Source organism: Chromobacterium sp. CV08 (assembly GCF_051129845.1).
GTDB lineage: Bacteria > Pseudomonadota > Gammaproteobacteria > Burkholderiales > Chromobacteriaceae > Chromobacterium.
Genome location: NZ_CP150453.1, coordinates 41,498 through 61,404 on the forward strand (window position 1 = coordinate 41,498; position 19,907 = coordinate 61,404).

General features: G+C 61.8%; 16 protein-coding genes. 7 read left to right on the forward strand and 9 right to left on the reverse strand.

Features of this window, described 5'->3' with window-relative positions; translation table 11 throughout:
- Positions 1 to 22: 22 nt before the first annotated feature.
- The 3 genes from WNM05_RS00155 to WNM05_RS00165 all read right to left on the reverse strand — a co-directional run bounded on the left by WNM05_RS00155 (position 23) and on the right by WNM05_RS00165 (position 5,312).
- Positions 23 to 1,684: a hypothetical protein gene (locus tag WNM05_RS00155; protein WP_434631344.1), complete on the reverse strand. Its 1,662-nt coding sequence runs from the start codon at positions 1,682 to 1,684 to the stop codon at positions 23 to 25.
- A gap of 219 nt (positions 1,685 to 1,903) precedes the next feature.
- Entirely contained in the window at positions 1,904 to 4,060 is a 2,157-nt protein-coding gene (locus tag WNM05_RS00160; RefSeq protein ID WP_434631346.1) for a peptidase domain-containing ABC transporter, read from the reverse strand.
- A 1-nt stretch (position 4,061) separates the two neighbouring features.
- Positions 4,062 to 5,312 (reverse strand): HlyD family secretion protein, encoded by a 1,251-nt coding sequence (locus WNM05_RS00165; RefSeq protein ID WP_434631349.1) that lies wholly within the window; start codon positions 5,310 to 5,312, stop codon positions 4,062 to 4,064.
- 501 nt (positions 5,313 to 5,813) lie between these two features.
- Between WNM05_RS00165 and WNM05_RS00170 the strand changes: the two genes are divergently transcribed.
- From WNM05_RS00170 to WNM05_RS00200, 7 genes are all read left to right on the forward strand, one after another.
- Entirely contained in the window at positions 5,814 to 5,975 is a 162-nt protein-coding gene (locus tag WNM05_RS00170; protein ID WP_434631352.1) for a hypothetical protein, read from the forward strand.
- A 72-nt stretch (positions 5,976 to 6,047) separates the two neighbouring features.
- Entirely contained in the window at positions 6,048 to 7,325 is a 1,278-nt protein-coding gene (locus tag WNM05_RS00175) for a hypothetical protein (protein ID WP_434631354.1), read from the forward strand.
- Between the two features lie 28 nt (positions 7,326 to 7,353).
- On the forward strand, positions 7,354 to 8,664 hold the full coding sequence (locus tag WNM05_RS00180; protein WP_434631357.1) for a hypothetical protein: 1,311 nt from the start codon (positions 7,354 to 7,356) through the stop codon (positions 8,662 to 8,664).
- 85 nt (positions 8,665 to 8,749) lie between these two features.
- Entirely contained in the window at positions 8,750 to 8,923 is a 174-nt protein-coding gene (locus WNM05_RS00185) for a hypothetical protein (RefSeq protein WP_434631360.1), read from the forward strand.
- A 69-nt stretch (positions 8,924 to 8,992) separates the two neighbouring features.
- Complete coding sequence (locus WNM05_RS00190; RefSeq protein ID WP_434631363.1) at positions 8,993 to 10,375, forward strand: radical SAM protein; 1,383 nt, start codon at positions 8,993 to 8,995, stop codon at positions 10,373 to 10,375.
- A gap of 866 nt (positions 10,376 to 11,241) precedes the next feature.
- On the forward strand, positions 11,242 to 11,514 hold the full coding sequence (locus tag WNM05_RS00195; protein WP_434631366.1) for a hypothetical protein: 273 nt from the start codon (positions 11,242 to 11,244) through the stop codon (positions 11,512 to 11,514).
- 240 nt (positions 11,515 to 11,754) lie between these two features.
- Positions 11,755 to 12,117, forward strand: a complete 363-nt coding sequence (locus WNM05_RS00200; protein ID WP_434631369.1) for a hypothetical protein — start codon at positions 11,755 to 11,757, stop codon at positions 12,115 to 12,117.
- 62 nt (positions 12,118 to 12,179) lie between these two features.
- Here the strand turns inward: WNM05_RS00200 and WNM05_RS00205 are convergent, their stop codons facing one another.
- From WNM05_RS00205 to parC, 6 genes are all read right to left on the reverse strand, one after another.
- A complete protein-coding gene (locus tag WNM05_RS00205; RefSeq protein ID WP_434631372.1) occupies positions 12,180 to 12,962 on the reverse strand; it encodes a hypothetical protein in 783 nt (260 codons plus the stop codon).
- A 66-nt stretch (positions 12,963 to 13,028) separates the two neighbouring features.
- A complete protein-coding gene (locus WNM05_RS00210) occupies positions 13,029 to 14,168 on the reverse strand; it encodes a radical SAM protein (protein ID WP_434631374.1) in 1,140 nt (379 codons plus the stop codon).
- Positions 14,169 to 14,268: 100 nt separating this feature from the next.
- Positions 14,269 to 14,427 (reverse strand): hypothetical protein, encoded by a 159-nt coding sequence (locus WNM05_RS00215; protein WP_434631377.1) that lies wholly within the window; start codon positions 14,425 to 14,427, stop codon positions 14,269 to 14,271.
- A gap of 206 nt (positions 14,428 to 14,633) precedes the next feature.
- On the reverse strand, positions 14,634 to 15,953 hold the full coding sequence (locus WNM05_RS00220) for a sigma-54-dependent transcriptional regulator (RefSeq protein ID WP_434631380.1): 1,320 nt from the start codon (positions 15,951 to 15,953) through the stop codon (positions 14,634 to 14,636).
- Positions 15,946 to 17,502 (reverse strand): two-component system sensor histidine kinase NtrB, encoded by a 1,557-nt coding sequence (locus tag WNM05_RS00225; protein WP_434635188.1) that lies wholly within the window; start codon positions 17,500 to 17,502, stop codon positions 15,946 to 15,948. The genes WNM05_RS00220 and WNM05_RS00225 overlap by 8 nt, the downstream gene beginning before the upstream one ends.
- A complete protein-coding gene (gene parC, locus WNM05_RS00230; protein WP_434631383.1) occupies positions 17,502 to 19,856 on the reverse strand; it encodes a DNA topoisomerase IV subunit A in 2,355 nt (784 codons plus the stop codon). The genes WNM05_RS00225 and parC overlap by 1 nt, the downstream gene beginning before the upstream one ends.
- Between the last annotated feature and the right edge of the window lie 51 nt (positions 19,857 to 19,907).

Sequence of the window (19,907 nt, forward strand, 5' to 3'; positions counted from 1 at the left end):
TCCTTTTGCTCGCGACGCGCGCTCAGCTCTTCAGATACGGGATGACGGTCAGGCCGGCCGGGACCGCGCCGCCGCCTGCGGACGGACTGCCCCAGTTGACGAAGCTGCCGTCCTTGGCCACCGCCAGGAAGCCGCCGAGCGCGGTGGCGTAGATCGCGCGGATGTTCCGCAGCCTGGGCTGCGCCGCCGAGCTGTCGCCGCCGTGGGCCGCGGCGCCCCAGCTGACCACGGTGCCGTCCCGCTTCAGCGCGGCGAAGGCATAGTCGTTGGAGAACAGCGCCACCACATTGTTCAGCTGCGGCTGCACGGCCGAACTGTCGCCGCCGCGGGTCTCGTCGCCCCAGCTGACCACGGTGCCGTCGCGCCTCAGCGCGGCGAAGGCGGTCTCGGTGCTGGCCACGGTCAGCACATTGCTCAGCTGCGCCTGCACGCTGGCCACATTGTTGCGCTGGGCATCGCCCCAGCTGACCACGGTGCCGTCGCGCCTCAGCGCGGCGAAGGCGGTCTTGCTGGCGAACACCTTGGCGACATTGTTCAGCCCGCCGGCGAAGCCGCTGAGATCGGCGCCGCGGTCGAACATGACGCCGCCTATCGCCGACACCACGCCGCTCTGGCTCAGCGCGGCGATCACGTTGCGGTTGCTGATCAGCGACAGATTGGCCTGCGGCATCGTCTGGGCGCCGGTGTAGAGATCGTCGCTGTCCCAGTCCAGACCCCAGCTCACCAGGCTGCCGTCCTTGCGCAGCGCGGTGAAGCTGTAGTCGGTGGAATAGATTTTCACGACGTCGTGCAGCTGGGCCGCCACCGGCGTAACGTCGCCGCCGGAAACCTCGTCGCCCCAGGCGAACACAGTGCCGTCGCGCTTCAGCGCCGCCGCCGCGCCTTCGGAATAGCTGACGTCGACCACATCGCTGAACTGCGCAAGCGTCGTCGGCGTGAAATACGACGCCACCGAGGCGCTGCCGCCGTTGCCGTCGAAAGTCTTCTCCAGATTGCCCCAGGCGGTGGCGCTGCCGTCGCCGTTCAATGCGACGAAGCCGCGTTTGAGCGCCCAGATATTGCGCACCTTGCTCAGCGGTGCCACCGGCGCCGTGCTGTCGGCGCTGCCGGCGCCCGGCGTGCCGGCATAGCTGCCGCCGGAGCCCGCGCGGCCCCAGGTCACCACGGTGCCGTCGGCCTGCAGCGCGGCCCAGGCGCGCTCGCTGCCGACCACCTTGACCACATTGCGCGGCTGCGTCCGCAGGACCGAGGTGTCGCCGCCCAGCCGGCTGCTGCCCCATACCGCCAGCGAGCCGTCGGACTTGGCGACGGCGAACACCGACGGCGCGGCGAACACGTTCTGCGCGGCCAGCGTCACCATGGTGCTGAGATTGCCGCAGCTGGCGCTGACGGTCAGCGGGGTGGTCGGATCCGGGTCGTCTATGCTGGCGCCGCGCAGCGGACCGACCCGCCCCGGGCTGCTCCAGCCGACGGCCAGATTGTTCGGGCAGTTGCTGCTGACCGCGGTCAGCGTGCCGCCGCGGGCGCCGTACACGTCCAGCGCCAGGGAGGCGCCGGCGAAATTGCTGGCGCTGGCGTTGTCACTGGAGGAGCCGCCGCCTCCTCCGCATCCGGCGAGCGCGCCCGCCAGCCCCAGGCTCAGCGCCAGTGCGCCGGCATGCCGGGGCGAGTACTTCCTGATCATCACGATTCCTTTTCTCTCTTGTAGCACCGCTGTTGTTTATGTTTGTTATTCATGCACTCAGCATGAAAACAAAATTTAACAGTGCAGAAACAAAAGAGAAAAAGATTTAACGCAAATTCATGACATTTATGTATTTTTGCAACATTTTGCCGACTATTTGCCGCCATTCTCCGAAATCGGAAACGGCACGATATTGCAGATCGGCCGCCATTTTACGGCTCATGTTTTCGTCATCCACGATTCCTGGCGCTCATTGACGCCGATTCCGGCCTGATCCTGCACGATCCTGCCCTGTTCCAGCACCACCACCCGTTCCGCCATCGCGATGGTTTCCGGCCGGTGCGCCACCAGGATGCGCGTCATTTCGATGTCGCGCACCGCGGCGTTGACCAGCTTCTCGTTCCACACGTCCAGATGGCTGGTGGCCTCGTCCAGCACCAGCAGCCTGGGCTGCTTGTACAGCGCCCGCGCCAGCAGCACGCGCTGCTTCTGGCCGCCGGACAGGCCGGAGCCGATGTCGCCGACCAGGGTGTTGTAGTTCATCGGCATCGCCATGATTTCGTCGTGGATGGCCGCCAGCTTGGCGCACTCCTGCACGCGCGCCGAATCCGGCTGCGGATCGAAGAAGCAGATATTGTCGGAAATGGAGCCGGAGAACAGGTGGTCGTCCTGCATCACCGTTCCCAGCAACCTGCGGTAATTGCTCAGCCCCAGTTGCCGCAGCGGCACGCCGCCGACCAGGATCTCGCCCTCGGTCGGCTCCATCAGGCCCAGGATCAGCTTCAGCAGCGTGGTCTTGCCGCAGCCGGACGTGCCGGTGACGGCCAGGCACTGGCCGGCCGGAATCGCCAGATTCAGATCCTTCAGCACATAGGGCTCGCCGTCGGAGTAGCGGAAGGACAGATGGCGCACCTCGATCGCCGGCTGGATATGGGCCGGGTCGATCTCGACGTCGCTGAGCTCCGGCTCCGGCGCGGTCAGCACGATGTCGGCCACCCGCTCGCCGTGCAGTCTCAACATCCTCAGTTCGAACAACTTGTCTATCAGCGCGGCGATGCGCTGGCTGAACTGGTCCTTGTAGCTGAGGAACGCGAAAAGCATGCCGACCGAGAAGCGGTTGTCCATCACCGCCAGCGCCGCCAGCCACACGACGATCACCCGCTCGGCGCCGAACAGCAGCGTGTTGGCGGTCTGGAACGACAGGTTCAGCCGGGCGATGCGCAGGTCGGCGTTGAACTGCTCGGCCAGCGCGTTCATCCAGCCTATGCGCCGCTCCTCCTGCCGGCCGAACAGCCGCACGCTCTGCGCGCCGCGCGCCGACTCGATGAAGTGGGTGTTCTGCCGCGAGGCGTGGATGATCTGCTCGGCCGTCGCCTCGCGCAGCGAGCGGAACACGCTCCAGCGCAGCATCGCGTACAAGGCCACCGCCACCAGGCTGACCGCCGCCAGCGACGGGCTGTACAGCAGCATCACCGCCAGCGTGGCGATCACCAGCAGGCCGTCTATCACCCCCTCGACGAACTGGGTGGTCAGGCTCTTCTGCATGGTCTGGATGGAGCCGAAGCGCGACACGATGTCGCCGAGGTGGCGCTTCTCGAACCATGGCAGCGGCAGGCGCATCAAATGGGCGAAGGCATTGCCCAGCCACTGGAAATTCAGGCTGGTGGCCAGCGCCGTCGTCGCCCAGGAGCGCACCGCGCCTATCAGCGTCTGCAGCAAGACCAGCAGCAGGAAACCGATGCCCAGCACGGTGATCAGGTTGCGGTCGGCCGCCACCAGCGCCTCGTCGACCACCCATTGCAGATAGAACGGCGCCGCCAGCGCGCACACCTGCAGCGCGATGCCCAGCAGCAGCAACTGCCCCAGCCCGTTGCCCAGGCCCTCCACCCGCCCCATCAACGACAACAGGCTGAACTCCAGCTTCTCCTTGGCCTGCTGGAAGGACGCGTCCGGCGACAGCTCCAGCGCCACGCCGGTGAAATGTTTGGACGCCTCGTCCATCGTCAAGCGGCGCTCGCCTATGGCCGGATCGTGGATGATGATGTGGCGGGCGGCGACCTGCCGCAACACGACGAAATGGTTCATGTCCCAGTGCAGCACGCAGGGCAGCTTCAACTGCGGCAGATGCTGCAGGTCCAGCTTCAGCGGCCGGGACGCCAGGCCCAGGCCCTGGGCCATCGCGATCAGGCTCTTCAGCGTCGAGCCTTTCAGCGATACCGAGAAGCGGCGGCGCATATTGGCCAGATCGATGTGATGGCCCCAGTAGCCGGCCACCATCGCCAGGCTGGCCAGGCCGCATTCGGCGGCCTCGGTCTGCAGCAGCAGCGGCAGCCTGCGGCGGCCCCAGAATTGCAGCATCGGTTGCTGATGGCTCATGTCATGCCTTTCCGCTGATGCTGTAGAGCGGCTCCAGCACCCATTCGTACAATTTGCGTTTTTCCAGCAGCACGCTGGCGTCCAGCGCCATGCCGGCCTTCAACGGCTGCGCCTGGCCGTAGGTGGTGACGTTCTGGCGCTCCAGCCTCACCCTGACCCGGTACATCTGCTCGCCGGAGCCCCCCAGGCCTCCGGGCAGATACAGCTCCTCCGGCCGCAGCGCCGTGCGCGACACCTCGCGCACCGTGCCCTTGAACTGGCCGAACTTCTGATACGGATAGGCCTGATAGCGGATCAACACCGCCATGCCCGGCTTGACGAAGCCGGCGGCGCGCGACGGCGCGTACAGCTCCGCCTCCAGCGGCGAGCCCGCCGGCGACAGATTGGCCAGCGTCTGCCCGGACGACACGGTCTGGCCGGCCTGGGCGACGATGCCGCTGACCATGCCGGCCTGGGACGCCCTGACCAGCAGCTTGCGCTTGGCCTCGTTCTCGGTCAGGTCCTGCTCCAGCTCCGCCATGCCGCGCTGCGCGGCCGCCTCGTCGCGCTTGGCCTGCAGTTGCAGGTCGCCGAGCTCGGACAGCGCCGCGTCGTGGTCGCTCTGCACCGCCGCGCGGTTGCGCTGCAGATCGGCCAGCTTGGTCTGCTGGTCTATCACCTCGGCCTGCTTGTCCTGCAGCGCGGCGGCGGAGATGAACTGCGACTCCAGCAGCTTGCGGTTGCGCTGCAGCGTGTCCTCGGCCAGCGCCACGCGCCGCCGCTGCAGTCCGATCTGCTCGTTCATCCGCTGCAGCTCGGCCGCCAGATCGTCGGCCTTGCGCCGCAGCGTCTCCTGTTTCTGCCTGGCCTGCATCCGCAGCATCGCCTGATCGCCGGCCAGGCTGTCGCGCCGCGACTGCAGCAAGGCGGTGATCTCGCGGCCGGCGTCGCCGCGGGTGGCGCTCTCGCGCTCGTTGCCGAGCACGAACAGCACGTCGCCGGCCCGCACCTGCTGCCCTTCCCACACCTTGACCTCGGCCACCACGCCGGATTGCGACGGCTGCACCCGGATCAGCCCCTGGCTGGGCAGCAGCACGCCCGACACCTGGGCCTTGCGGGTATAGCTGGCCAGCGCGAAGAACAGGACGATGGCCACGGCGATCAGCGCGAAAACGCCGGTCAGCCAGGCGAGGCTGGCCGGACGCAGCAGCACGATGCGGCCGTAGCGCCGGTCGGAGACGTGGCTCAGGGCGGCGGAGCGAAAAAGTGACACGGATAGGGCGCCTTCAGTGGACACGCCGCGCAAGCGCATGCGGATGATTCATCACCGCCGACAAATGCCGAAAGCATTTTTCGGACGCAAAACCGGGACGATAGCACTAATCGGAACCACGGTGGAGGCTGCCGGCCTCATGCCGGCGGACAAGATGCGGCAGGCCCGTCCTTTCTTTAAATTCTCATTACCCGTTCCATGCTCGCCACACTGTCCATTAGGACAGATCGACCGCCGTCATTTCGGATGGATTTCCGCCCTCCTCGACACCGCCGTCAAGCCACGCAAGGTTTTCCGCATTGTTGCGGGATGCCGACAATCCCGGCGGCGCCCCCCGCCCGGGCCGATGCGTAATTGCCCTAGTTGTTCGCCTGTTGACGTCGTCCAATAGTGCAACGTCGCCAATGGAATTGTCCGCGTCCCGCCATTCGTGCGCGGACCGCGCCAAGTCCTCCCCGGCGACACCGCCTTCTACCCACCGTCAACTCAGGAGCGCACAACATGCAAACCGAAAAGACAATCGACCAAGTCGAACAGGATCAGGATCAGGACATCGCCGACATCCTCGGCATCACCGTACTGTCCCCGCTGGAAGAAACCGCCGTTTCCGGCGGCCAAGCGGTAGAGCCCGGACACCACGACCACGATCACGCCGCATCGTAAGCGACGCCTCCTCGCGCCCGGCGCCGTCAGGCAGCCGGGCGCGCCCGCACCGCCCTCCGGAGAACAGACGCGATGAAAGAACAGGCCTCTCGTTTCGACGAAGCATGGTGGGAAGGCTTTCTGAGCGAATCCAGACAACTGAGCCGCCCGATCGTGTTCAAGAACGCGCTCGACGCCGACCGGATCGCCGCATTCCGGCGCGCGGTGCTGGACATCCTCGCCACGCTGGCGCGGCTGCGCACCCGCCGCTACGGCTTTCGCGTATACACGGCCGGCCGCCTGCTCGACGACGACGAGATGAACCTCGTCTACGACCATCCCCCGCAGGCCGAGGAAAGCGTGGAGGCATGGAGCCGGCGGGTCTTCGCCGACGTCCCGTTCGGCATCATCCTCAATTCCGGCGAGAAGTTTCACCACGAGCTGTCGCGCGAGATCGCGCGGATGCTGGCGCCGCTGTTCGACAAGATCGGCCTGCCCCGGGAGGGCATACAGTTCAGCATCTTCATCGGCGACTACGACAAGACCCCGCTCGGCATCCACCAGGACAAGCGCGGGGAAAACGTCATCCACTTCCATGTCGGCCCCGGCGCCAAGACCATGTATCTGTGGGAGCCGGAGCAATACGCCAGGCTGACAGCGGAGGGGGGCCTCAGCAAACGCGACTTCGCCGCGCTGAAGCCGCACGCCAGGACCTTCCATTTCGAGGCCGGCGACCTGTTCTTCATGCCGGAGGGCACCTACCACATCGGCGCGCAGGACGAGCTGTCGATCGGCGTCACCGTCTGGCAATACACCCACACCAACCGGGCGCTCGCCGACAATCTGCACGCCTTCCTGCTGAAGCAGCTGGACGGCGAGCCGGACGAGGCCATCGTCCACGACCCGTCGCCGCCGGACGACGCCGGCGCGCTGGACCCCATCCTCGCCCGGCGCCGGCTGCCCGAGGAGTACCGCGGGCTGGACTACGAGCAGACGCTGCGCCTGGCATACCGGGACTGGCGCCATTGCCTGGCCAGTAACGCCGGCTACCGCAACTCGCCTTTTCCCCTCGAAGCGCCGGCCGGCCTGACAGCCGCCGACTGGGTGCAGGCGGAGGCGCCGTACCGCATCCTGACGCGCGAGACGACGCCGGGCCGGATGGCCGTCTACGTGCGCGGCAACAAGCTGGAAATGAAGCGCCACGCCGGCCTGATCGCGATGCTGGACCGGCTGAACCAGGGCCGGGCCTGCGCCGTGACCGAACTGCTGGGCCTGCTGGACCCGCGCTGGCCGGCCAAGGTGGGCCTGCACCTGCTGAACGAGCTGTTCCGCTGGCGCGGCGTCCTCAGGACGGACCCGCCATCGGACTGAGCGCCTTCGCCAATCCAGGGAGCACAATATGTACCATCCCCGCGAGAACGACGCGATAGAGAACCCCCTCGCCCCGGCCCGCCTGCGGCGGCAGTTCGACGCCGACTGGTGGACCGGCTTCCTGGACCGCAGCGAACAGATGAGCCGGCCCTGCGTCTTCGCCGACGCGCTGGACGCCGGCCAGGCGCGCCTGATGCGCCGCCAGGTGCTGGACATCCTGGCCGAGCTCGGCCAGACCCACAAGGCGAAATACGGCTACCGGCTGTGGCTGGACGGCCGGAAGGTCGACGAGCTCGAGGAGCTCGACGAGCACTTCGCCCTGCATCCGCTGCCGCACGAGGATATCGAGGACTGGGTGGACCGCGCCTTCGGCAAGCGCAAGTTCGGCATCATCCTGAACCGCGGCGAGAAGTTCAGCCCCGGCCTGTCCCAGGCGATCGCGCACATACTGGAGCCGGCGCTGAAGATGATAGGCATGCCGACCGAAGGCATCCTGTGCACGGTGTTCATCGGCAATTACGACATGACGCCGCTGGGCATACACAAGGACACCCTCGGCAAGAGCGTGATCCATTTCCATCTCGGGCCGGGGCCGAAGACCATGTATACCTGGCGCGACGACGACTACGTCACCGCGCCCGGCGCGAAGCGCTACAACAACCGGGACATCGCGCCCCATCTGCCCAGCGCCACGCGCCACACCTTCGGCGAGGGCCAGCTTTACTTCATGCCGGAAAACCTGTTCCACCTGGGTACGCAGGACGAGCTGTCGATCGGCATCGCCTGCTGGTTCTACAACCGCTCGGACCAGGATTTCGCCGGCGAGCTGCTGCGTCGCGTCCAGGAGGCCCATCTGCGGCCGTCCGGGATCATGCTGAAGGCCGACCGGCGGCCGGTGGACGACATCGCGACCGTCGAGTCCGCGCTGTCGCTGCTGGCGCTGCCCGGCGACGGCGATCTGCGCGCGCTGATGCGCGAGGTCTACCGCGACCTGCGCTACTCGCTGTTCAGCAACGCCGGCTACCGCAACAGCCCGATTCCGCGCGAGGACAAGCCGGCGATACGGCCGGACAGCCGCGTCGCCGTCGAAGCGCCGTACCGGATGCTGTGCCGCCCGGCCGACGAAGCCGGCCGGCTGGAGCTCTATGTGCGCGGCACCAAGATCGCGCTCGGCAATTTCCCCGGCCTTGAGGCCATGGTCGACAGGCTGAACGGCGGCGGCAAATTCGCCGTCGAGGACATCGTCGCCATGGTCGACGACCCGCTGGCGGAAAAGAAGGTCCACTATCTGCTGGGCATGCTGCACCGTTACCGCGGCATCGCCGTCACGCCGCACTGAACGGCGCGCCGGGCGATCCGGATACGACCGAAGCCGGGCTTGATGTCGTCAAAACTAGCAGCCCGCCACACCAGGGAGAACCGTTATGAAGAACCCGTCTTTGCAAACGATGCTGGACGAACTGCGCGACGACCCCGCCGATGCCATCGACGAAGTCGCCGACCAGGACCTGGAGTCCATTTCCGGCGGCATGCACGCCGACGTGGTGGTCGGGTGTCAGTCCGGCTATGTCAGCTGCAGTAGCGGCTACACCTCCTGAAACGAGCAGGCACCGGTCGCGGCGTTTGCTCGCCGCGACCGGCCGATCGCCTTGCTCCGGGAGATCAAAATGCGCGACGAATACATTCTGTCCCGTTACCTGATCGCCTCCGAAATCGTCAGCCCCGGCGACCATCCCGACCCCTCTCGCCTGTTGTTCGCCAGCCGGACCGGCAAGTCGCTGCTGATCAAGGAAAGAATCTACCGGCAGCTGCTGGCCGGCGAGTTCGACCGCATCGATGCGCAAACGCTGCAACAGCTGCGGACCGACGAGGTGCTGGTGCCCCGCTGCGACGACGAATTCCTCGACATGCTGGAACGGAACCGGCGAGAAGTGGCCGCGACCGACACGCTGAATCTGACGCTGCAGCCCACCGCCAATTGCCAGCTGGGCTGCGTGTACTGCGGCCAGCACCACGTCAAGCAGAACCTGGACGAGGACATCGGCGCCCTGATCGTCGACCACATCGCCGACACGCTGCGGCGCAAGGGCTACCGGCAGCTGGCGCTGAACTGGTACGGCGGCGAACCGATACTGGCGCTGAAGCAGATAGAAGACATCAGCGCCCGACTGCTGCCGCTGTGCGAACAGGCCGGCGTCCGCTACTTCGCCTCGATGGTGACCAACGGCCTCAGCTTCAAGCCCGACGTCTACCTGCGGCTGCATCGCTGCCACGTCAACAGCTTCCAGATCACGCTGGACGGCATCGGCCAGACCCACGATCTGATGCGGCCGCTGAAGGCCGGCGGCGGCAGTTTCGACATCATCCTGCAGAATCTGGTCGATGTGACCGGCCTGCCGGCATTCGACGCGAATCGCAGCGGCATCACGATACGGATCAACATCAACAGCCGGAACCACGACAAGGTGACGACGCTGGTCGACCTGCTGGCCGCCAAGGGACTGGCGCGGCGCGGCGTGATGCTGGATTTCCGTCCGGTGGTGGACTGGGGCGGCAACCGGGCCGACCGCGACAGCCTGGCGGCGGCCGATTTCGCCGCGCAGGAGATAGACTGGCTGCAGCACGCCATCCGCAGCGGCTTCGAATGCCATCCGGTGCTGCCGGCCCGCACCGCCGCGCCCTGCATGGTGGTGATGCCGGACGCCGAAGTCTACGACGCCTACGGCAATGTCTATCCGTGCTACGAGTTTCCGTACACGCCCAAGTACGACGCGCCCAAATACAAGATCGGCCATATCCGCGACCTGAGCCGGGTCCGCAACGACAAGGCCGTCACCCGGGAATGGTATGCCGACATCCTGACCGGCATCTCGCCCTGTCCGCGCTGTCCGCTGTTCCCGGTGTGCGGCGGCGGCTGCTCCAAACACTGGTACAACGGCGAAACCGGCTGCCCGTCGTTCAAGCTCAATCTGCCGGAACGGCTGGTGCTGGACTACTGGATGCGCAGGCGCAAGCGCGCCGCACAGTTAGATCCAACGACAATGAGCTAACCGCAGGACAAGGCTCGGCTTTACTCCACCGCCCCTGTCTCGTCATGCAATCGCTCCCAATCGTAGGAATAAGGCGGATATCCGACCTCACGCTACTGCGAGTCGCCTTGGCATCTCCACGTGGTTAAGAAAAATATAATATCCATTTACCCAGCCTAATGACCCGCTCTATCAAACATTGATCACCATATGAAATTGGACAGATTCGGGACATCCCACGACAACAGGTCGCTCCTCTACGTCTTACAGATGTAATTGAATGGGCTGCACGATAGGCGATACGGGGCAGCAGTCAACATCACAGACAGCGTTCGAAACGATTAAGCACTCCCAGCTCAAATTGAGGCATGAATTACCAGAACCTCTCTAAATATAACAACATTTCCGCATTGACAATTCGCAACATGACATGCGACTATCTCGTGTAGTACCTCATCATTTTTACCACATGTTAGATTGCCTTTTTAAGGTAATTTATACAGAGCCATCTTAAAATAACAGCCTAGCTGTGCTCAATATTGAGCGCGCAAACCTAAAACTAAATATTAGCATTTATAAATGTAACTGCAACTGATTTTATGTTAAGCTTAAATTATAAAAAGGGTGTCATGACTTATAAAATTTTCCTCAGCGTGTCGATTGCTACAGCCCTAGCAATCTTATTCAATTTTATACTTTTTCACTCAATCGAACCTGCAGCACTCGTCAAATCTGCCATATTTTTCGGTCTCGCACTGGCCATTATTACTTATTTAAAAAAATAATATTAGCTTGCACAGATAAATTATTCACTTCGCTCTGAAAAAGCAACATCTCTCACCATGATCTACATTATTTTTCAAACACCCTGCCTAAGGAATTAGCAAGTGATAGTATTAGATACTGTTGAAATTGAAAATGTAAGCGGTGCTTATGGAATTCAAGCCGGAAGCTGCACCCTTAGCAATGGTGGCAACAATGCAAATACTTGGTATCAAACGGGTGTTTGGGCTACAGCGGGTGCTGTTGGGGGAGGAATCACGGGTGTTGGTGCCGGATTTGGAGCTATTGGTGGTGCGATAGGTGGCTTTGCCGGATCATTCACATTGTCCTGCGGCGGTGGCGCTCCGCATATAAACTTCGTCCATTTTCTAGACTAAACACCTATCATATATCGTTCAGACGAAGCTCTTTACTTGAAATAATATATGAATCCAGTCACTCATATTAAAAATGGGTGACTACCAAAAATATGAATTAACTATATTACCTTAGCCTTCATTGGTATAATTTGAGTTCTTAATATTCACAGAGACGACACCTGCGGCCTGGACGACATCGTCAGGAAATACGCCGTCACCGACGAATGCAAAAACCTGAATTACGGCGATCTGCTCAGGGTGGCCTACCAGGACTGGCGCTACGGCATACACAGCAACGGCGGCTACCGCAACAAGCCGATGCCGCGCGCCGACGGCGACAAGGCCGATTTCCAGCCCGGCGACCGGCTACGGCTGGTGGCCCCGTACCGGATACTGATACGCGAGTCCATCGCCACCGAGAAGATGTATCTGTACGTCCGTTGCGAAAAGATCGAATTCCGCTACTTCGCCTGCCTGATTCCGTTCATAGCCCGCATCAACAGCGGCGAAGCCGTCGGCGTCGACGCGCTGCTGGCGCTGCTGAACCCGAGCTGTACCGCTGCCGGGGCGTGGCCAAAGCTAAAAACCTTCAAATTTAACCCCATGCCCAAGAAACGCTAACAAAACCCTGACCATTTCTTTTGATCAATTACTAATTCATATCGACCATTAGCATCACGGGATCAGCCAAGCAATTTTAAATTGGCCATAATGGATATTGATGCATTTTTGTGTCTGCCAGGCACAAACCCGTCATGACACAAATACTCTGTAGATGCAATATAACCTTGCCCAGGCTTATTTTTAAAAGCAAGAATTGGTGTATCGGGATAATGCAAGAAAAAATAAGCACAGATGTTTGTCGGATTTTCCAATTCACTTTCACTTAATTTCATTTTCTTTGCCACATGCTCTCTCATTTCGACAATAGGTATCAATGAGAATAGAAAATACCTATCTCCCGCCCCTATGTTTAAGCATAATCTATTTTCAGAATTAGCTCTTTCTGAGATTGGTCTATCATACCAACAATCAACATGTAGCCCTGTTCTAATACCTTTATTATCCCATGTTATTGTCGGGGATGAGTCCCTTGTCGTCTCGACTCCAAGATATCTAGTTTCTCCCTGTATACTTACAACACCATTCAAAGCTTGAAAGAAAAGTTTCTCTGCCTCAAGGCACTGGCTTTCTATTGGACTCGGAGATGCCGACTTACTTAATAGCATATTTAAAGGCTTATTTTCAAGCTCAAATATTGCCACTTCGAATTTATTCATACCATCTACCAAGTCAACCATTTGGCTTAGTTTTATTTTGTCAATTTGATTCCAATTGCCATCTGGTATGAATGCATGGTTCAAATATGTGTCTTTATAGAGAGTTTCCCTTGCCAATACCACACCATGGCTCATCATAATATTTCCACCATCAGCATATCCCGCAGGCACAGCACATCGAATCATTATAAATTCCTTTCAATAATTTATAAAAACAGGTGCCCATCAGACATTTCAATTATACGCAAATGACTATTGCAGATTTTTCTCAATCCTCTCCCAACCGATCCCTCTGCCATATAAGTACTTACACAACTCCACATATAGCGCCTTATAAACCTCACAATATACGCTCTTGTTATTTAACCCATTCCTAGTTGAAAACCTATTTTCTGGCTGACCAAATACCTGCCCTCCCCGACAGACATTAACAAATGCACAATCCTTGCATGCCTCAGGTATTGAACTCAATTCCCCATACAATATAGAAATATCTTCCCTCTCAATAAAATCATTTACACTATTTGTTTTGACATTAAAATCAGAGTGAAACAAGCTAGGAAAAACATTGCGTAAATCATCTGGCGGATTAATAGCCCCATCTGATCGGACAGTAAACCCTATGTACTCATATATAGCGTTCCTTTTCCTCATCAACTTACCCAGAGCAGTTTCAAACATTTGTACTTTGACTTTGCCTATCCCATCATTTAGCCAAGCATGCAATGTCTCAATAATAAACTTTTCTATATTTTTCACCTGATTCGCCACAACCACATCATGATTACATTCCGGCAATAAATAATGAATATACTTGACGCCCAACTCTTTCACAAAATGATTATAAATCTTTTCGCCATCAAAATTTCCATTTACCACACAGATTATGCCATTCGGTAAGATCCGACCTGCCAAACTGGCTCGCTGCAACCGCCCTAATCCAGCAATTGCTGCATGGTATGATCCCTTGCCTTTTTTATCCAATCTAAACTTATCATGTTCATCAGCACTACCATCCAAACTAATAGAAACGCAAACGTTATGTTTAGAGAAAACATCAATCCAATCGTCATCGATCAAAACACCATTTGTTTGTAACGCAACTTTCAACTCAGTAGATGCATCAATAGTCTTTTTCACATCACCAAGAAAATCATCCAATAAATTTTTGCTCATCAAAAGTGGTTCACCACCATGTATATCCAACTGAAGAATTTTTATCTTTCTCTCAATCGACTCTCTAGCAAGAAATAAAGACAATTCTGATAGAGTACTTTTTCCAATAAGCTTTTTTTTCTCCTGAAAATCATTGTTAGTTGAATTGAAATAATAACAATAAGTGCAATTCAAATTGCATGTCTCTGCAACCTTAACAATCACCTCCATATACATGAAAAGTAGCTCCACCAAGTTAAGTCCAGCAAAAGTAGATTGAGCCTCGTATAAAATACGAGGCTCAATTTAGCACTACTTAAAAACAAAATAATATCAATCAAAAAGGGATTGATATTATTGCATTAGCAAATCGGCTATCAGTTTCAGCCCCTCCAGATACTTCTACTAAACTTTCCAGATCAACCACTTCCTGTATTGCATTTTCACCTTGATCGGCATGATCAATTACATCTTTTTTTAATTCTGCAATATTCATCTCATATCCCCGCAACAATTATAACAATGTCATATGACCGCGCAAGTTTACCCTCATGGGAAGACCTAGGCAATGTAAAAATTGACACTTAAATAGAAGTGTCAAGCAGCTAAAAGAGATTATCCGAATATAAATTAACGTGAATATTATTATTCTCAGATGCAATGGTTATCTGGCTTGACTGAATGACACTCTTTGATGAAGTTTTACTTCACCCCCAGCCGCTCCATCCGGTAACGCAGCGAGCGGAAGGTCAGGCCCAGCCGTTTGGCCGCCTGGGTGCGGTTGTAGCGGGTGGCGTCCAGCGCCTTGACGATGGCCTCGCGCTCGACGCGGTCCAGATAGTCCTGCAGCGGCTCGGCGCTGCCGGGCTCCGGCGCATGCTCGGCCGGGGGCGTCAGTTGCAGATCGTCGCGGCCCAGGGTCGGAGCGGCGGCCAGGGCCACCGCCCGCTCCAGTATGTTCTCCAGTTCGCGGAAATTGCCGGGATAGGCGTAGTCCTGCAGCGCCCTCAGCGCATCGGCCGTCAGCTGCGGCGCGCCGTCGTCGCCGGCATAGCGTTGCAGCAGCCGCTGGGCGAACAGCGGGATGTCGTCGCGCAGCTCGCGCAGCGGCGGCATTTTCAGCGGCAGCACATTGAGGCGGTAGTACAGGTCCTGGCGGAAGGCGCCGGCCTCGACCCCGGCCGCCAGATCCCGATGGGTGGCGCAGATGATGCGGGCGTCCACCGCCTCCTCCTGGCTGGCGCCGAGCCGGCGCACGGCCTTTTCCTGGATCGCGCGCAGCAGCTTGACCTGCATGGCCAACGGCAGCTCGGCCACCTCGTCCAGAAACAGCGTGCCGCCCTGGGTCTGCTGGAAAAAGCCGTCGCGGTCGGCGTCGGCGCCGGTGAAAGCCCCTTTGCGGCAGCCGAAGAACTCGCTCTCCATCAGGCTTTCCGGAATCGCGCCGCAGTTGACGGCGACGAAGGGCCGGCCGGCGCGCGGCCCCAGCTCGTGGATCAGCCGCGCCGCCTGTTCCTTGCCGGTGCCGGATTCGCCGCTGATATAGACCGCCGCCTGGCTGCGCGCCAGCTTCTCCACCAACCGCAGCACCTCCTGTATCGCCGGCGACTCGCCCAGCAGCCGCGGCTGCGGCGCCGGCCGTGACGGCGACTCCACCCGCAGCGCCGATTTCACCAGGCTGCGCAGCTGCGCCAGGCTGACCGGTTTTTGCAGATAGTCGAAGGCGCCGGCCTTCATCGCCCGCACCGCGTTGTCGGCGCTGCCGTAGGCGGTCAGCACCGCGATGGGCACGTCCAGGCCGGCCTCGCCGATATGGCGCACCACTTCCAGCCCCTCGCCGTCGGGCAGGCGCATATCGGTCAGCGCCAGGTCGAAGGGGCCGGCCATCAGCGCGCTGCGCGCCTCGGCCACGCTGCCGGCGCACACCGGCGCCAGACCCATCTTGGCCAGCGTCAGCTCCAGCAGCTCTCGGATGTCGGGTTCGTCGTCGACGACCAGTACGCGCAACGGTGTCTTAGTCATAAGCCAGGTGACCGATCAGCCGGAACACGCCGCCGGGCGGGCTGTAATCGAGCCGCGCGTCGTTGGCCTCGGCCAGCTCGCGCGCGATGTACAGGCCCAGGCCGCTGCCGGCGCTGTCCGTGGTGAAGAAAGGTTCGAACAAATGCGATTGGTCGGCCTCGGCCACGCCGGGGCCGTCGTCGATCACACGCAGGATCAGGCAGTCCTCGGCCACGCCGGCCTGCAGCCGCACCGAGCCGGGCCGCCGGCTGCCGTGGCGCCAGGCGTTGGCCAGCAGATTGCCGAGCACCTGGGCCAGGTGGCCGCGGTCGAACAGCAGCTTGCAGCCGTCCGGCAACTCGCAGCGGATGGCGCCGGCCGCCTCCGGTTGCGCCATCGTGAAATGCTCCAGCAACTGGGCCAGGAACGGCGCCAGCTCGATGGACTCTCGCTTGACGCGGTCGCGCCGGCCCAGCGTCAGCACGTCCTCGACCAGGCCGTTGATGCGGCGGCTGTTGTCCCGCATGATGCGCAGCAGCCGCTGCCGCGCCGGATCGGCCTCGTCCTCGGCAAGCAGATCGCCGGCGTGGCTGATCGCGGCCAGCGGATTGCGGATCTCGTGGGCGATGTTGGCCGTCAGCCGGCCCAGCGCCGCCAGCTTGATACGTTTGGCCTCCTCGGCCATGTCGGCCATGTCGCGCATGAACAGCACCACGCCGCGCAACTCGCCGTCCGGCACCGGCACCGGCACCAGCCGTCCCACCAGCTGGCGGCCGCGCACGCTGTGCTCGACGAAGGTGGACAGCGCCGGATAGCCGTTTTCGCGCCAGCGCTGCACCAGCGGCAGCAACTCCGGCAGCAGCTGGCCGCGCTGCAGGCGGCTGAAGTAACGCTCGGCCTGCAGATTGAACTGGCGCAGGTGACCGCCCTCGTCCAGCACGACGACCGCGTCGCGCTGGCTTTGCAGGATCAGCTCGTTCAGATGGTTGAGGTTGGCGATTTCGCCGCCGCGGCGCGCGGCCAGCGCCTCGGACGCGCGCGCCATCCGTCCAAGCTGCCAGGTGGCGATGGCGGTCATGAAACAGGCCATCGCCAGCAGCGCGCTGTAGAACAGATCGGACGAGCGGGCGGCGCCCATCTGGTATTCGACGCCGGCGTAGCCGAACAGCGTCAACGTGGCGATGGCGGCGTAGAACAGCGCGTAGCGGCCCGAGGACAGCAGGCCCGCGGTGGCGAGATAGGGCAGCAGCAGCAGGCCGAAGCCGCCGTGCAGACCATCGTTCATCGCCATCAGCAGCACCATCATCGCGATGTCGGCGGCGATGGCCAGCGTCAGTTGCAGCGTGTGCCCGAGGCGGCCGTCGCGCAGCAGGAACCAGCCGGCCACCAGCGCCAGATAGGCGGCGGACCACAGATAGAAGCGCGGTCCGCCGGCGATCAGCGATTGGCCGTCGCTGCCGGACAGCAGCGACATCAGGAACAGGACCAGCAGCAAGAGGGCGCGGAAGCCGTTGACGAACAACAGCGCGGCGCGGGGCGAAAGGGCTTGCGGCTGGCCTGTCGGTCTCATCACATCGGCAACTCGCTGATGGCGCCGACCAGCCATTTCTTCGGCATCAGCTTGCCCTTCTTGCCGCGCTTGCCGACGAACTCCTCCAGCGGCAGCTTCTCGTCGGCCGTCTTGCCGCGCACCGAGGTGGTGGACAGCAGCGCCCGGGCACCGGCCACCAGACCGATGGCGGTCATGCTCGCGCCGTCGTCCAGCGCCATCAGCATCAGGCCGCGGCCCTTGGCCAGCTCGCGCAGTTCGTTCGCCGGGAAGGCCAGCAGACGGCCGCTGTCGCTGGCGGCCACCAGTTGCAGGCCGTCCAGGCCGGCGCCCTGCGGCGCCGGCACCGGCGCCAGCACCGTCTCGCCGGCGTCCAGCGTGATGAAGGCCTTGCCGGCCTTGACCCGGCCGGCCATGTCGCCGATCTTGGCGATGAAGCCGTAGCCGCCGCTGCCGGCGACGACGAAGCGGTCCTCGTCGCGGCCTGAGATCAGCTGGGCCGGCTTGGCGCCGTCCTGCAGATCGACCAGGCTGGCCACCGGCACGCCGTCGCCGCGGCCGGTCGGCACCGTCGCCGGATCGATGGTGTAGGCGCGTCCGTTGTGGTCGAGCACGATGGCCGACCACACGGTGCGCGTCTCCACCGTCGCCGCCAGCGCGTCGCCGTCCTTGAAGCTCAGCGTCTCCAGCTCGACATTGTGGCCGACGCGGGCGCGGATCCAGCCCTTCTGCGACAGGATCAGCGTCACCGGCTCGTCGGCGGTGGTCTGGGTCAGCACCGCGCGCTCGGCGGCCTTGATCTCGGTGCGGCGCTTGTCGCCGTACTTGGCGGCGTCGGCCTGGATCTCGTCGCGGATAAGCCTGGTCAACGCGTCCGGCGTGTCCAGGATGTGGCGCAGGCCCTCGCGCTCCTCGCGCAGATCGGAAAGCTCCTTCTCCAGCTTGAAGCCTTCCAGCCGCGCCAGCTGGCGCAGGCGGATTTCCAGGATGTCCTCGGCCTGGATCTCGGTCAGGCCGAAGGCCTTGATCAGGTCCGGCTTCGGCTCGTCCGACTCGCGGATCACGCGTATCACTTCATCGATGTGGATGAAGGCTATCATCCGGCCTTCGAGGATGTGGATGCGCTTGTCGACCTGGGCCAGGCGGTGCGCCAGCCGGCGGGTGACGGTGGTGCGGCGGAAGTCTATCCACTCGGCGAGGATGGGCTTCAGACCCTTCTGCCCCGGCCGGCCGTCCAGGCCTATCATCACCAGGTTCAGCGAGGCGTTGCCTTCCAGGCTGGTCTGCGCCAGCAGCGTGTTCATGAACTCGTCCGGATCCTGGCGGCTGGACTTGGGCTCGAACACCAGCCGCACCGGACTTTCGCTGTCGGACTCGTCGCGGACGCGGTCCAGCAGGTCCAGCATCAGCTTCTTCAGGTTCTGCTGGTCCTGCGACAGCTGCTTCTTGCCGGCCTTCAGCTTCGGATTGGTGGCCTCCTCGATCTCGGCCAGCACCTTCTGCGCCGACGAACCGGGCGGCAGCTCGGTGACGATGGCGCGCCACTGTCCGCGGGCCAGCTTCTCCACTTCCCATTTGGCGCGCACGCGCACGCTGCCCCTGCCGGTCTCGTAGGCGGCGCGGATGTCGGCGGCCGGCGTGATGATCTGGCCGCCGCCGGGGAAGTCCGGGCCGGGGATGTATCGCATCAGGCCGTCGGTATCGAGCGAGGGGTCGTCCAGCAGCGCCACGCAGGCCGCGGCGACCTCGGTCAGATTGTGCGGCGGGATCTCGGTGGCCAGGCCGACGGCGATGCCGGAAGCGCCGTTCAGCAAGACCATGGGCAGCCGCGCCGGCAGCAGCGACGGCTCCTCGAAGGCGCCGTCGTAATTGGGCACGAAGTCCACCGTGCCCATGTCGATCTCGGACAGCAGCAATTCGGCGATGGGCGTCAGCCGCGCCTCGGTGTAGCGCATCGCCGCCGCGCCGTCGCCGTCGCGCGAGCCGAAATTGCCCTGGCCGTCTATCAGCGGGTAGCGCAGCGTGAAGTCCTGCGCCATCCGCACCAGCGCCTCGTAGGCCGAGCTGTCGCCGTGCGGGTGGTATTTGCCGAGGATTTCGCCGACCACGCGCGCCGACTTCACCGGCTTGGCGCCGTGGACCAGGCCCATGTCGCGCATCGCGTACAGGATGCGGCGCTGAACCGGCTTCTGGCCGTCGGCCACTTCCGGCAGCGCGCGGCCCTTGACCACGCTCATCGCGTATTCCAGGTAGGCCCGTTCGGCGTAGAGGTCGAGCGGAATCCAGTCGCCGGCGGCGGCTTCAGGCGCGGCCGGCGGCGGTGGCGTCAGGTCGCCGGCAGGGCCCGGCGGGGCGAAGAGATCGGGATCGTTCATGTTTTGCTTGCTGTCTTGATCTGGATTGGGGCGCGCGGCAGCAGCCGATGG